At 70.0% G+C, this 13,868-nt stretch carries 10 protein-coding genes; 1 reads left to right on the top strand and 9 read right to left on the bottom strand.

Annotated features, from left to right (window positions below; genetic code table 11):
* The 5 genes from ABD727_RS02980 to ABD727_RS02960 all read right to left on the bottom strand — a co-directional run bounded on the left by ABD727_RS02980 (position 1) and on the right by ABD727_RS02960 (position 5,766).
* The gene (locus ABD727_RS02980; RefSeq protein ID WP_344705901.1) at positions 1-336 is read right to left on the bottom strand and encodes a tRNA-binding protein; all 336 of its coding nucleotides are present in this window, start codon (positions 334-336) and stop codon (positions 1-3) included.
* Positions 333-1,040 (bottom strand): methyltransferase domain-containing protein, encoded by a 708-nt coding sequence (locus tag ABD727_RS02975; RefSeq protein ID WP_344705900.1) that lies wholly within the window; start codon positions 1,038-1,040, stop codon positions 333-335. Before ABD727_RS02975 ends, ABD727_RS02980 begins: the two co-directional genes overlap by 4 nt.
* Positions 1,030-2,157 (bottom strand): peptide chain release factor 2, encoded by a 1,128-nt coding sequence (gene prfB, locus ABD727_RS02970; RefSeq protein WP_344705899.1) that lies wholly within the window; start codon positions 2,155-2,157, stop codon positions 1,030-1,032. Before prfB ends, ABD727_RS02975 begins: the two co-directional genes overlap by 11 nt.
* A 102-nt stretch (positions 2,158-2,259) precedes the next feature.
* On the bottom strand, positions 2,260-4,839 hold the full coding sequence (locus ABD727_RS02965; RefSeq protein ID WP_344705898.1) for a penicillin-binding protein 1A: 2,580 nt from the start codon (positions 4,837-4,839) through the stop codon (positions 2,260-2,262).
* Between the two features lie 51 nt (positions 4,840-4,890).
* Entirely contained in the window at positions 4,891-5,766 is an 876-nt protein-coding gene (locus tag ABD727_RS02960; protein WP_344705897.1) for an N-acetylmuramoyl-L-alanine amidase family protein, read from the bottom strand.
* A gap of 345 nt (positions 5,767-6,111) precedes the next feature.
* On the opposite strand from ABD727_RS02960, the gene ABD727_RS02955 reads away from it, so the two are divergent.
* The gene (locus ABD727_RS02955; protein WP_344705896.1) at positions 6,112-8,766 is read left to right on the top strand and encodes an Rne/Rng family ribonuclease; all 2,655 of its coding nucleotides are present in this window, start codon (positions 6,112-6,114) and stop codon (positions 8,764-8,766) included.
* Positions 8,767-8,805: 39 nt separating this feature from the next.
* Here the strand turns inward: ABD727_RS02955 and ABD727_RS02950 are convergent, their stop codons facing one another.
* From ABD727_RS02950 to ftsZ, 4 genes are all read right to left on the bottom strand, one after another.
* A complete protein-coding gene (locus tag ABD727_RS02950) occupies positions 8,806-9,435 on the bottom strand; it encodes an NAD-dependent epimerase/dehydratase family protein (RefSeq protein WP_344705895.1) in 630 nt (209 codons plus the stop codon).
* A gap of 34 nt (positions 9,436-9,469) precedes the next feature.
* On the bottom strand, positions 9,470-10,630 hold the full coding sequence (locus ABD727_RS02945) for a deoxyguanosinetriphosphate triphosphohydrolase (RefSeq protein WP_344705894.1): 1,161 nt from the start codon (positions 10,628-10,630) through the stop codon (positions 9,470-9,472).
* Complete coding sequence (locus ABD727_RS02940) at positions 10,627-12,138, bottom strand: SPOR domain-containing protein (RefSeq protein WP_344705893.1); 1,512 nt, start codon at positions 12,136-12,138, stop codon at positions 10,627-10,629. The genes ABD727_RS02945 and ABD727_RS02940 overlap by 4 nt, the downstream gene beginning before the upstream one ends.
* Positions 12,139-12,353: 215 nt before the next feature.
* A complete protein-coding gene (gene ftsZ, locus ABD727_RS02935) occupies positions 12,354-13,730 on the bottom strand; it encodes a cell division protein FtsZ (protein WP_344705892.1) in 1,377 nt (458 codons plus the stop codon).
* Positions 13,731-13,868 lie beyond the last annotated feature (138 nt).

Raw genomic sequence — 13,868 nt, 5'->3', positions numbered from 1 at the left:
TCAGTGCATCCGGCTTCCGTCGGGCACCTCATGGTCGGGAGCGAGCAGGCTGATCCGCCCTTCCCCGTCGCTCGCGCCAAGCACCAGCACCTCGCTCATGAACGGCCCGATCTGGCGCGGCGCGAAGTTGGTCACCGCCATCACCTGCCGCCCGATGAGCTCGGCCGGCTCGTACAGCGCGGTGATCTGAGCCGAGCTCCGCTTCACTCCGAGCTCGGGTCCGAAGTCGATGGTCAGCTTGATCGCCGGCTTGCGCGCCTCCGGAAAGGGCTCGGCCGCGATCACCGTCCCCGCGCGGATCTCGACCTTGAGGAAGTCGTCGAACGGGAGGGTCATGGCGCCGCCGGCTCACGGCACGGCTTGATCGCGCCCGGCGCGGGCCGCGGCCCGCTCGCCCGGAAGGCCGCGAAATAGCTGTCCCCGCCCGGCATCCGCTGGAAGCGGTCGAGCGTCAGTCCGACCCCGGCAAGCTCGCACTTGAGCTGCGCCGGCGGGATCCCGTGACGCTTCACCGGCCGGTCGGCGTCGACCACGATCACCTCGCCGCCTGCCTTGAGACCGCCGGTCAGGTGCCACAGGAAGGCATAGGGATCGGTCACCTCATGGTACATGTGCACCAGGAAGATCCGGTCGAGGCTGGCCGGCGGAAGCTTGGGATCGTCGGGCAGGCCGAGCCGGACCGCGACATTGTCGAGCCCCTCGCGCTGTACCCGCTGCGCCAGCCGGTCGCGGACCTCGGGCACGATGTCCTGCGCCAGCACCCGCCCCTTGGCCCCGACCAGCGGCGCCAGGCGGACGGTGTAATAGCCCTCGCCCGCGCTGATGTCGGCGACCGACATCCCCGGCTTGACCCCCGCCGCCGCGACCACCGCCTCGAACTCGCCGACCCGGTCGCGGACGTCCTCGGTCGAATAGGCGTCGGACACGATCGGCGCGGCGTCGCGCCCCGCCTTGGGGAAGGCCGCGACGTCGGGCTCGGCCCGGCAGCCGGTCAGCAGCACCAGGGTGGCGAGGCCCAGCAGCCGCATCCTAGTCGACATCCTCGACCACGACCTTCTCGCCGGTCACCCGCTGGCTCAGCGCCGCGGCCATGAAGCGGTCGAGCTCGCCGTCGAGCACGTCGCCCGGCGCGGTCGAGGTGACGCCCGTGCGCAGGTCCTTCACCAGCTGGTAGGGCTGAAGCACGTAGGAGCGGATCTGGTGGCCCCAGCCGATGTCGGTCTTGGCCGCCTCGGTCTTGTTGACCTCCGCCTCGCGGCGCTGCAGCTCGGCCTCGTAGAGCCGGGCCTTGAGCTGCTTCATCGCCTCGGCCTTGTTCTTGTGCTGCGAACGCTGGTTCTGGCACTGGACGACGATGTTGGTCGGCAAGTGGGTAATGCGGACCGCGCTGTCGGTGGTGTTGACGTGCTGCCCGCCCGCGCCCGACGCGCGGTAGGTGTCGATCTTGAGGTCGCCCTCGTTGACCTCGATGTCGATGTCGTCGTCGACCTCGGGATAGACCCAGACCGAGGCGAAGCTGGTGTGGCGCCGCGCCGAGCTGTCGTAGGGGCTGATCCGGACGAGGCGGTGAACCCCGCTCTCGACCTTGAGGTTGCCATAGGCATTCTCGCCCTTGATCAGCAGCGTCGCCGACTTGATCCCGGCCTGCTCGCCGGCGTGGAAGTCGACCAGCTCGACCTTCATCTTGTGGCGCTCGGCCCAGCGCGAATACATCCGCTGGAGCATGCCCGCCCAGTCCTGGCTTTCGGTCCCGCCGGCACCCGAGTTGACCTCGACATAGCTGTTGTTGGCGTCCGCCTCGCCCGCGAGCAGTGCCGCGACCTTGTCGCGCTCGGCCCGCTCGGCGAGCTCGGCGAGCGCCTTGACCCCGTCGTCGACCAGCCCGTCGTCGCCCTCGGCCTCGGCCATCTCGATCAGCTCGACCGTGTCGGTAAGCTCGGTCTCGATCTTGCGGGTCGCGGTGACCGCCTCCTCGAGCCGGCGGCGCTCGCGCATCACTTCCTGTGCGCCCTTGGGATTGTCCCACAGCGTGGGATCCTCGACCTTGCCGTTGAGCTCGTCGAGCCGCATCAGCGCGCGGTCCCAGTCGAGGAACCGGCGGAGAAGCGCGGTGGCGGCGTTGATCTGGTCGATATGAGCCTGCGCTTCGGCGCGCATCTTGGGTTCCTTCACTTCAACACCGTTCGTGCCGAGCGAGGTCGAGGCACCGTCCGAGCCGGCGTCCCTCGACTTCGCTCGGGACGAACGGACCAGGCGCTCCTAGTAGATTCCGCCCTGCCTTGCCAAGAAGTCGTCTGCCGGCGGCGTCGCCTGGGCGGGCGCGTCGGCGCGGGGGCGTGAACGCGGGGTAGCGGCGGGCCGGCGGCGCACGGTCGGCGCCTCGGCCGCGGCGAGCACGGTGGGCGAGCGGCGGATGGTCCGGCGCGGCTCGGTCTCGGGCTGGAAGGCTTCCCAGATCACCGCCGACTTGGGATCCTCGCGGACCGGGAAGGTCCCGAACACCCGGCGACCGGTGGCGCGGTCGATCCGGACCATGCGGATGCCCTCGGGCGCGATGAACGGCGTCGGCGGCACGTCCTTGAACGCGACCTGCGCCCATTGCTTGAAGATCGGCGCGGCGATCCGTCCGCCCTGCGCTCCGCCACCGAGCGAACGCGGCTGGTCGTAGCCCATGTAGACCCCGGCGACGACGTCGGGCGTGCCGCCGATGAACCACACGTTGGTCGGCCCCGAGGTCGTTCCGGTCTTGCCGAACAGCGGGCGATTGAGGTCGCGGAGGACGGTCGCGGTGCCGCGCTCGATCACGCCGGTCATGATGTGGACCATCTGGAAGCTTGCCTGCGGGTCGAGCAGCTGGCGCGAGCGGCTCGGCGGGCGCGGCATCGCGCGTCCGTCCCAGTCGGCGGCGTTGCAGCGCCCGTCCATCACGCCGCAGCGATTGTCGGTCCGGAAGATGACCTTGCCGTTGCGGTCTTGGATGTAGTCGATGAGGGTCGGGCTGACCGCCCGGCCATGGTTGGCGAGGATCGCATAGGCGTTGGTCAGCTTCATCACCGTCGTATCGCCGGCGCCCAAGGCCATCGACAGGAAGTTGGGATAGTCGCCGACGCCGAGCCTCCGCGCGGTATCGGTGACCTTGGCCATTCCGGTCTGCGAGGCGGTGCGCACGGTGATGAGGTTGCGCGACTGCTCGACCGCCCAGCGCATCGTCTTGGGCCCTGCATAGCCGCCGTCGAAGTTGCGGAAGCACTTGTTGCCGAGGCCGGCACCCTGCCAGACGCAGAAGGGCGCATCGGGGATGATCGAGGCCGGGGTCATCCCGTTGGCAAGCGCGGTATAGTAGACAATCGGCTTGAAGGTGGAGCCCGGCTGGCGCTGCGCCTGGGTGGCACGGTTGAAGCTGGCGCCGATCGCGTCGAACCCGCCCTGCATCGCCAGCACCCGGCCCGAGCGCACTTCCTGCGCGACGAAGCCGCCGCCGATCTCGGGGATGGAGCGGATCGCGTAGGTGTCCCCGGCGACCTGCTTGACGATGATGACCATGCCTTCGCGAAGGTTGGAGAAGGCGGTGCCGCCTCCGCCCCGCCGCGGCATGGTGGCATTGCCCGACGGAAGCGTTCCGGTGGAGCCGTCGGTAAAGCCGATCCGGGCGCTCGAACCGCTCTTGTCGAGAACCACGGCCTTGCGCCAGTCGGGGAAGCCGGTGCCGAGCGGGGTCCGATCGAGCGCCCCGGCCCAGCTGTCGCCCGAGACGTCGATGCTGAGGTCGGTATCGCGCCAGCCGCGCCCGCCATCGAAGCGCGCGAGGCCTTCGCGGAGCGCCTCGGCCGCGGCGTCCTGCATCACCGGGTTCATCGAGGTCCGCACCCACAGTCCGCCGGCGTAGACGCTGTTGGGGCCGTTCTTGGCATCCTCGCCGTAGCGCCGGATCAGCTCGCGGCGGACTTCCTCGGTGAAGTAGCCACCGACCTCCCGGAACTTGGCGTTGGTGCCGTAGCCGATGGTGCCAAGCGGAGCGGCGGCGGCGGCGGCACGCTGCGCCTCGCTGATGTAGCCGTTGCTGACCATCTCGCGCAGCACATAGTTGCGGCGGTCGAGCGCGCGCTGGGTGGCGCGGACGGGATCGTAGTTCGACGGCGCCTTGGGAAGGACGGCGAGATAGGCCGCCTCGGGGATGGTCAGGTCGGCGACGTCCTTGTCGAAATAGGCCCGCGCCGCCGCCTGCACGCCATAGGCGTTCCGGCCGAGGAAGATCTGGTTGAAGTAGAGTTCGAGAATCTGCTGCTTGGTGAGCGTGTTCTCGAGCCGGAAGGCGAGGATCGCCTCGCGGATCTTGCGGGTGACGTTGTAGCTCGAATCCTGGAGCAGCGCCTTGGCCACCTGCTGGGTGATGGTCGAGCCGCCGCGCGCCCGCGCGCCCCCGGTCGCCTTCTTCAGCGCGAAGTCGCCGACCGCGCCGACCAGGCCCGGATAGTCGATCCCGCCATGCTCGAAGAAGGTCTTGTCCTCGGCCGAGATGAAGGCCTGGACCACCAGCGGCGGATATTCGTCATAGTCGAGCTCGACCCGCCGCTCGCGGGCGAAGGTGCCGACGGGCTGCCCATCGAACCCGCGGATGTTGCTCGGCAGCGAGGGCTGGTAGGCGAGCAACGTCTCCTGGCTCGGAAGCCCAGCGGCGAACACCAGCCAGATGAGGATGAAGAAGGCGTAGCCCGAGGCGACCAGATAGCTCAGCCAGCGCAGCCAGCGCCGCTCGCGCCAGGCCGAGCGCAGGCGGTCGGCGGTGCGGGTGTGACGGTCGAACCAGACCGGGGCAGGCGGGGTCGCGACAGCGTCCATGGGCGAGCGCTCTACCCCGTCGGACGAGCGGGGGAAAGCCGAAGTTCGGGGCTAGCGGGCGCGAACCGCCTCGGCTTCGATGGTCCGGGCCAGGGCCTCGACGATCTGCCGGCGACGGACGGGATCGAGCAGCATCGCTTCATCCTCGGCATTGCTGAGGTAGCCGGCCTCGAACAGCACCGCGGCCGCCTCCGAGCGGCGGAGCACGCGGAAGGCGGCGAAGCGGTGCGGTTCGGGTCGAAGCGGGACCTGGTCCCTGGCTTCCTTGACGAGGCGGAGCGCGAAGTCGGCCCCTGCCGCCATCTCGTCGCGGGTCGCGACATCGGCGAGCAGCGCCCGGACCGACCCGTCGGATTCGCTCGAGACCGCTTCCTCGCCATTCTGGCGCGCGGCGAGCAGCGCGGCGCCGCCGTCGCTTGCGACCTCGGACAGAGAATAGGCCGTCGCGCCGCGCGCCTGCGGGTTGTTGGCGCTGTCGGCGTGGATCGCGAGGAACAGGTCGGCTCCGAGGCGACGAGCGATCGCGGCGCGGTCGTCGAGCGTCAGCGTCGCATCCCCGTCGCGGGTCAGCGCGACCCTCACCCGTCCGCGTTCGGCAAGGCGGTCGCGCAGTTCTCCGGCGATGAGCAGCGTGACGTCCTTCTCGCGGATTCCGTCGACCACCCCGCTCGCGCCGGGATCGCGCCCGCCGTGACCGGGATCGATCACCACCAGAGGGCGGCCCGGTGCCCGCGCCTCGATGATCCGGACGTTGGCGACGGTCGGCGGCAAGGCGGTGCTGAGCCCGCCTTCGCGGGCTTCACCCGCCACGGCCTCGCTCGCGGCGGCCCGCAACGGACCGCGCCCGAGCGCCACATAGGCCGCCCCGGCGAGGAGCAGGCCGCCCGTCGCAAGGAGCAGCAGTCGGGCAGAAGTGCGGTTCGGCATGGCGCGACCCTAGCGTGCCGTTGCAGGGGAACAAGGAGGCTGCTACGGCTGCTTCGTTCGCGGCTCGGTTTTCCGAGGCCCGCGGATCAAGGCCGGGGGCGTCGAAGACAGGGCGACACAACCGGCGTCGTACAGGTTGACGCTGATCCATGAAGTTCAAGAACGCGCCATTACCCGCTGCCGATGAGAGCAGCGACGCGCGTTTCCCGGTGACTGCCGGGGAGCCTCGATCAGCAGATGCATCCCCTTTTATTGCCATTCCCGCCGGCGTGAAGGCGCCCGCGATGGCACAAACACGCGCGCGCCGCCTGACCCTGTTCAGGGCGCGCGCCCGGAGACTATTCAATGACCACGCGCATGCTGATCGACGCGCGCCACCCGGAGGAAACTCGGGTCGCCGTCGTCCAGGGGAACCGGATCGAGGAGTTTGACTTCGAATCCGCCGAGCACAAGCAGCTCAAGGGTAATATCTATCTCGCCAAGGTGACCCGAGTCGAACCGTCGCTCCAGGCGGCGTTCGTCGATTATGGCGGAAATCGCCACGGCTTCCTCGCCTTCAGCGAAATCCATCCCGACTATTATCAGATTCCGAAATCCGATCGCGAGGCCCTGCTCCGCGAAGAGGCCGAGCATGCCGCCGAGGAAGAGCGGCTGCGCTCCGAAGCCGACGAACATGACGAGGACGACGGTCCGCTCGACCCGCACCACGAGGACGATGGTCATGACGACCGTCCCGAGGAGCCCGAGGACGAGCAGGACCCCGGTGACAGCCAGGGCGATCCCGAGGAAGGCGAGCGGGCACCGCGCGGTCGTCGCAGCCACAAGGACGAGGCCGCCGACGAGGTTCGTCGCAAGCGCCTGAACCTGCGCCGCCGCTACAAGATCCAGGACGTCATCCAGCGCCGCCAGGTGCTGCTGGTCCAGGTCGTCAAGGAAGAGCGCGGCAACAAGGGCGCGGCGCTGACCACCTACCTCAGCCTTGCCGGCCGCTATTGCGTGCTGATGCCCAACACGTCGCATGGCGGCGGAATCAGCCGGAAGATTTCCAACGGCGCCGACCGCAAGCGGCTGAAGTCGATCATCTCCGACCTCAAGCTTCCGGGCACCATGGGACTGATCGTCCGCACCGCCGGGCTCGAGCGGACCAAGGTCGAGATCAAGCGCGACTTCGACTATCTCGCCCGGCTGTGGGACGAGGTGCGCGAACGCACCCTCTCCTCCTCCGCACCGGCGCTCATCTATCGCGACAGCGACCTAGTGAAGCGGGCGATCCGCGACCTCTACCATAAGGACATCGACGAGGTCCTGGTCGAGGGCGAGGATGGCTACAAGGCGGCGCGCGGCTTCATGAAGCTGCTAATGCCAAGCCACGTCAAGAAGGTGCAGTCGCACCATGAGGCGACGCCGCTGTTCCAGCGCTACGGCGTCGAGGACCAGCTTGGCGCCATGTACCAGCCGCTCGTCCAGCTGAAGAGCGGCGGCTACATCGTCATCAACCCGACCGAGGCGCTGGTCTCGATCGACATCAACTCGGGCCGCTCGACCCGCGAGCACAATATCGAGCAGACCGCCTATGCGACCAACCTCGAGGCGGCGCAGGAGATCGCCCGCCAGCTGAGGCTGCGCGACATGGCCGGCCTCGTCGTCATCGACTTCATCGACATGGAACAGAACAGCCATGTCCGGAAGGTCGAGAAGGCGATGAAGGAAGCGCTCAAGAACGATCGCGCCCGCATCCAGGTCGGCCGCATCTCGAGCTTCGGGCTGATGGAGATGAGCCGCCAGCGGCTGCGCACCGGCGTGCTCGAGGCCTCGACCAAGGCGTGCCCGCATTGCGAGGGCACCGGCCTGATGCGCACCGCCTCCTCGGCGGGCCTCAGCGCACTCCGGATGATCGAGGACGAGGCCACCCGCGGCCGCGGCGAGAAGGTCTGCCTGCGGGCGGGCGCCGAAGCGGCGATCTACGTCCTCAACAAGAAGCGCGCCGAGCTGGCCGATATCGAGGAGCGCTACGGCGTCTCGGTCGAGGTGCTGGTCGACCCGACCTTCGAAGGCGCCCGCATGGCGGTCGAGAGCTCGGGCCCGCGCCCGGTCGCTCCGGTCCGCGCCGTCGCCCCGCCGGTCCAGGTCCAGGACGACGAGCCCGAGATCGACGAGGAGGAGTTCGCCGAGGACTTCACCGACGAGGAAGAGGGCGAAGGCGAGGACGAGCGTTCGTCGCGCGGCGAACGCGATGGCGAGGGTGACGACCGCAATGGTCGCCGCCGCCGCCGCCGCCGCCGTGGTGGCCGCAATCGCCGCCGTGACGGCGAGGCCGGCGAGCCGGGCGAGTTCGAGCCACGCGGTGAGGCCGAGGAATCGGACGAGACCGAGGTCGCCAACGACGACCAGCCCGAGGGCGAGGAGGAGCATGCTCCCGGCGCCGAGGGTGGCGAGGACGAGCCGCGCAAGCGGCGCGGACGCCGCGGCGGTCGCCGCAGGGGTGGACGTGGCCGTCCCGGCGAGGAAGGCGGCGAGGAGCTGACCCCCGATGCCGGCGAGGCCCCGATGGTCGAGCCGGTGCCGAGCGAGGACCCTGCGCCCGAGACGGTCGAGGCTCCGGTCGAGCCGCAGCCCGAACCTGTCGCCGAGCCCGAAGCCGAGGAAAAGCCCAAGGCGCGCCGTCGCCCGCGGGCCCGCAAGGCCGAGCCGGTCGCGGCCGAGGCGTCCGAGGCGGCTCCTGTCATCGAGGCACTTGCCCCCGAAGCCCCGGTCGAAACCGCCGCCGAGGATTCGGCAGTGGCCGAGGAGAAGCCCAAGCCGAAGCGCCGCTCGCGCGCCAAGAAGGTCGCCGAGCCCGTCGCCGAGACCGCGTCCGAGCCGCAGCTCGCACTGGCCGAGGCCGAGCCTGCCCCGGCCGAAAGTGCTCCGGTCACGGCGGCTCCGGCTCCGGCCGAAAGCGCCGGCGACGATGCCTCGCAGCCTGCCCGCAAGGGCTGGTGGTCGCGCACCTTCGGCTGAGCCTCTACCCCTGTTCCCCGGCGCGAGCCGGGGAACAGGTCAGGCCAGCGCCCTGATCTCGCGATTGTGGTGAACGAACAGCCCGGTGCCGGGGCGCCCGGCAAGAGCGGCCATCGCGCGCGCCACGGTCTCTGCCTCGATGGCGGCATAGCGCTCCAGCCCTCCGCGTAAGAGCAGGTTGAGCAAGGGCGCGGCGGCCTGCGCGAGGCCCTCGGCGGTGCGCCGCTCGGCCCGTTCGCCGAGCAGCAGCCCGGGCCGAAGCACGTCCACCCGCTCGAAGCCCAACGCGGTCACTGCCTGCTCGACCTCGCCCTTGAGCCGGAGATAGTCGTTGCGGCTGCCGAAGTCGGCGCCGCTCGACGAAACCAGGAGGAACTGCCGTGCGCCGGCCTTTCGGCAAGCCTTGGCGAAGGCGACGACGGCGTGGCGGTCGACCGCCTCGAACGCCGCCCAGCTGCCCGCCGACTTGCGGGTCGAACCCAGGGTCGAGATCCCGACGTCGATCCGCTCGCCCTTGAGAAGAGCGGGCCATTCCTCCATCGGACCAAGCTTCTCTCGCGCCGCGCCGCTCGGCCGCCGGCCAAGAACCAACAACGCCCCTCGCCGCTCGAGGAGCGGCCACAACCATCCTCCGACAAGGCCGGTGGCACCGATCATCGCGATCGTCATGGCGCGCTCTCCCGCGGGATGAGGCGCCAGACTATCAGAATTTCTCGGGTAACTCGACCGCGCCGACGAGTGCCTCGTGGCGCTTGATCGCGAAGGGATCGGTCATGCCCGCGACATAGTCGGCGACGTTGCGCGCCACGGCACGGGGATCGTCGCCGCGGTGCCAGGCGTCGGGCAGAAGTCGCGGGTCGTCGAGATAGGCGTTGGCAAGGTTGGTCACCACCCGCTGCGCCTCGCGACGGACAGGCTGCAACGGCGGCGCGTTGTAGAGGTTGGCGTAAAGGCAGCGCTTGAGCGCCCTTTCCTCGCCCCCGAGCGCCTCCGAGAAGCCTGCCAGCGCGAGCCCGGCGCCGCGCACGTCGGCGGTCGTCTCGGCGCCCGCTTCGGCGACCCGGCGGCGGGTCTCGGCGATCAGGTCGCCGACCATGGTCCCGATCTGGTCGCGGACCAGCGCCTTGACCTTGCGCTCGAGCGGGAGGTCGGGCCAGCGCTCTTCGATCGCCTGCCAGTGGCGCGCCACAAAGGGCTGGTCGAGCAGCAGGTCGAGCGGGAGCACCCCGGCGCGAAGGCCGTCGTCGATGTCATGATTGTCGTAGGCGATGTCGTCGGCGAGCGCCGCCACCTGCGCCTCGAGCGTCGGCCAGGTGTCGAGCTCGAGGCCGAGCAGCGCATCGACCTCGGCCAGCGCCCACTCGGGCTTCGCGACCGGACCGTTGTGCTTGGCCAGTCCCTCGAGCGTCTCCCAGCTGAGGTTGAGCCCGTCGAAATGCGGGTATGGAGTCTCCAGGCAGGTGACGAGCCGAAGCGTGTGCCCATTGTGGTCAAACCCGCCATGCGCCGTCAGCGCCTCGTCGAGCGCGTCCTCGCCGGCATGGCCGAACGGCGGATGGCCAAGGTCGTGGGCGAGGCACAGCGCTTCTGTCAGATCCTCGTTAAGGCCAAGCGCGCGGGCGATGGTCCGCCCGATCTGGGCGACCTCGATCGAATGGGTCAGCCGCACCCGGTAATGATCGCCGTCGGGGGCGACGAACACCTGGGTCTTGTGGCGGAGGCGACGGAAGGCGACCGAGTGGACGATCCGGTCGCGGTCGCGCTGGAAGGCATCGCGGGGCCCGCGCGGACCGAGATCAGGCTCGGCATGGAGCCGCCCGCGGCTCTCCGCGGGCCGCGCGGCGATCCCCCCGGGCAAGGTCACTTGGCGGCCAGCTTCTCGAACCTGGTTCCGGACGGTGCGGTCCAGACGAAGCCCTCGAGCTTGGCGGCATGGAGGTCGTTGACGAACTCCTGCGCCTCGTCCGAGTCCTTGAACGGGCCGACCAGCAGGCGCGACCAGCCGCGGACCTCGCTGACCAGCGGCGCGCGCGAGCGGAACAGTGACGACTTGGTCTTGCGAATGCGGTCATACTCGCGGCCCATGCGGTCGGCGTTCGCGCCGCCGGCGAGCTGGACGTAGATGCGCGATCCCGACGCGGTCGCCTTGGCCGGCTTCTCCTCGTCGGCCTTGGCCTTGTCGGTCTTCGACTTGTCGTTCCTGGCCTTGGGATCGACCTTCGCGGCCTTGTCGGCGGCGGCGAGCTTCACCGGCTTCCTGTCGCTCGCCTTGGCCTTGGCAGCGGGCTTCTCGGGGGCGTCGAGCTCCTCGCTTTCGGGGCGACTGGCGAGCCGCCGCTCGGGCGCGGGCTTGGCCTTGGCCTTCGGCTTCTCGACGATCGGCTTGGGTGCTGGAGGCGGCGGCGGGAGTGGGGCCGGAAGGCTGGTGAGGGTCGCCTCGATATCGGCGAGGCGCGTGGTGGTGCTCGCGGCCGGCTCAGGCGCGGGCGTGACGATGGAGGCGGTCCGGACCGGCGCGGTCTCCGCCACCCGGACGGGCGCGGGCCGCGTGCGGGCCACCCGCACCGGAGCCGGGCGGGGCTCGGCCTGCCTCGGCTCGGCGGGCGGATCGAGGGCAGCCAGCGCCGCCCCCTCGGCCGGCATCATGCCGAGATGCACCGCGGCGGCCTTTTGCCCCGGCCCAAGCGTCGGCAGGCGCCGAAGGAACGGGTCGAAGCCGAGGCCGACGCCCGGCATGATGAGGGTGATCGCCTGGCGCGCACCGTCGATGTCCCCGCCGAGCGCGAGGATGAAGGCACGGGCACGACGCGCGCCGGCATCGCGCCGGGCGAGCAGCGGGTCGAGCGCGGCCAGTGCCTCCGCCTTGCGGCCCGAGATGGCGAGGCTGAGCGCGAGCCGCCGGCGGGCCTCGGCCTCGTCGGGTCCGCTCAGCACCGCCCGGTAATCGCTCTGCGCCTCCGCCTGGCGACCGAGGAGGTCGAAGGCGAGGCCGCGGTCGAGCGCGACCAGTGCCTGGACCGCGCCGAGCCGTTGAGCCTGCTCGAACATGCCGAGCGCGGCGGTCCCCTCGCCCATCTGCGCGAGCGCCGATCCCTGCCCGGCCTTGGGTGCCCAGTGCGCGCTGTTCACTTCCTCGGCGCGGCCGAAGAAGCCGATCGCGGCCTGTGGATCGCCGAGCCGGATCGCGGCACGGCCGGCACCGAGCAGGGCATTATAGTCGCGCGGGTTGATGGCGAGCAGGCGGACGTTGCGCGCCAGCGCCGCCTCCGGGCTCTCCAGCGTACCGGCCGGCGGCGCCGCCGGAGGCAGCGGCGCTCGACCGCCGATATATTGTGCCGCGGCCGGCGCAGGCAGCAGCGCTGCAGCGGCCAAGATCCATGTCGATCGCATCCCCATCCCGTGCCGGGGTCTAGCTGAGCGGGTGCTGACGGGAAGCCGGACAAGCGGCAGGGCGTTGGCGGGAGCCGACGAGTCGAGCCGCGACCGCCGACACTCCGCCCGAGAGGGGTCGCGCCCATGACAAAGGGGTCCCGGCATGTCGCCGAGACCCCTCGCCGGCCGCCAGGCGGCCACCCCCGTGAAGAGGATTACTGGTTGTTCTGGCGGTTGAGGAACCGCGGAATGTCGAGCGGCTCGCGGCGGAGGCTCGGCGCGGCCTCTTCCTCGACCTTGCCGGCACCGCGCGCCATGCTGCTCATCCGCTCGAACAGGGTCCCGCTCGCGGCGGTCTGGAGCTTGGGCGCGGGCGCCGGCTCCTCGTCGCGCGGAGCCGGGATCGGCGGCGTCCCGACCGGGGTGGTCAGGATGTCCTCGCTGTCGAGCAGCAGTTCGTCGCTTCCCTCATCGGTGAGGTCGAGCGGGGCGGGAGCGGGAGTCGGTGCCGGAGCGGCCGAGATGACGGCGGCCGGAGCGGCAGTGGCGCGGCCCGGGAAGGTGAACACCTTGCTCGGCGCGGCGCTGGTGGTCGTCGCGGTGCTGGTGGTCGGCCGGGTCGCTTCTTCGGCTTCGATGCCGGTGGCAACGACCGAGACGCGGATCTTGCCGTCGAGGTCGTTGTTGAACGCCGAACCCCAGATGATGTTGGCGTCGGGGTCGACCAGCTCCTTGATGTGGCTGGCGGCCTCGTCGACCTCCATCAGGCGCATATCCTCGCCGCCGGTGATCGAGATGATGACGCCCTTGGCGCCCTTCATCGAGACGCCGTCGAGCAGCGGGTTCGAGATCGCCTTCTCGGCCGCCTCGATCGCTCGGTTGTCGCCCGACGCCTCGCCGGTGCCCATCATCGCCTTGCCCATCTCGCCCATCACCGAGCGGACGTCGGCGAAGTCGAGGTTGATGAGGCCGGGCATGACCATCAGGTCGGTGATCCCGCGGACGCCCTGCTGGAGGACCTCGTCCGCCATCTGGAACGCTTCCTTGAAGGTCGTGTCCGAGTTGGCGAGGCGGAACAGGTTCTGGTTGGGGATGACGATCAGCGTGTCGACGTGCTGCTGGAGCTCGGCGATCCCGGCCTCGGCGGCGCGGGTCCGGCGGCTGCCCTCGAAGGCGAACGGCTTGGTCACCACGCCGACGGTCAGGATGCCCTTGTCGCGAGCGACCTTGGCCATCACCGGAGCGGCACCGGTGCCGGTGCCGCCACCCATGCCGGCGGCGATGAAGCACATGTGCGCGCCCTCGAGCGCGCGCTCGATCTCTTCCATCGCCTCTTCCGCGGCGGCACGGCCGATTTCCGGACGGGCCCCGGCGCCAAGGCCCTGGGTGATCTTGTGACCGAGCTGGATTCGCCGATCGGCGAGGCTCGCGTTGAGCGCCTGCGCGTCGGTGTTGGCGACCGCGAAGTCGACACCCTGAACATCGGCGCGAATCATGTTGGCGATGGCGTTTCCGCCTGCACCACCGACGCCGATGACGGTGATCCTCGGCTTCAGCTCGTCAACCGCCGGACGGACGAAATCGATGCTCATGCCGCTTGCTCCCCCGAATGCCTTGTACGCGTTGAATTTCGTAGCCTGAATCTATGATTCACCGGACCTATCCGCACAAGCGGAAAAGTTAACGAACCTGCATCTTTTCGGACGAAACGTGCCCGGAGGGACTCAGGT

The sequence above is a fragment of the Sphingomonas swuensis genome, from assembly GCF_039538045.1.
In the GTDB taxonomy this organism is placed as follows: domain Bacteria; phylum Pseudomonadota; class Alphaproteobacteria; order Sphingomonadales; family Sphingomonadaceae; genus Sphingomicrobium; species Sphingomicrobium swuense.
The sequence above is the reverse complement of the archived record's forward strand: the minus strand, read 5'-3'. Positions and strand labels throughout refer to the sequence as shown.

What these genes read in the sequence shown, in the direction of transcription:
- ABD727_RS02980 (WP_344705901.1), bottom strand. Translation starts at nt 336, where the DNA reads ATGACCCTCCCGTTCGACGACTTCCTCAAGGTCGAGATCCGCGCGGGG.
- prfB (WP_344705899.1), bottom strand. Translation starts at nt 2,157, where the DNA reads ATGCGCGCCGAAGCGCAGGCTCATATCGACCAGATCAACGCCGCCACC.
- ABD727_RS02975 (WP_344705900.1), bottom strand. Translation starts at nt 1,040, where the DNA reads ATGTCGACTAGGATGCGGCTGCTGGGCCTCGCCACCCTGGTGCTGCTG.
- ABD727_RS02965 (WP_344705898.1), bottom strand. Translation starts at nt 4,839, where the DNA reads ATGGACGCTGTCGCGACCCCGCCTGCCCCGGTCTGGTTCGACCGTCAC.
- ABD727_RS02960 (WP_344705897.1), bottom strand. Translation starts at nt 5,766, where the DNA reads ATGCCGAACCGCACTTCTGCCCGACTGCTGCTCCTTGCGACGGGCGGC.
- ABD727_RS02955 (WP_344705896.1), top strand. Translation starts at nt 6,112, where the DNA reads ATGACCACGCGCATGCTGATCGACGCGCGCCACCCGGAGGAAACTCGG.
- ftsZ (WP_344705892.1), bottom strand. Translation starts at nt 13,730, where the DNA reads ATGAGCATCGATTTCGTCCGTCCGGCGGTTGACGAGCTGAAGCCGAGG.
- ABD727_RS02950 (WP_344705895.1), bottom strand. Translation starts at nt 9,435, where the DNA reads ATGACGATCGCGATGATCGGTGCCACCGGCCTTGTCGGAGGATGGTTG.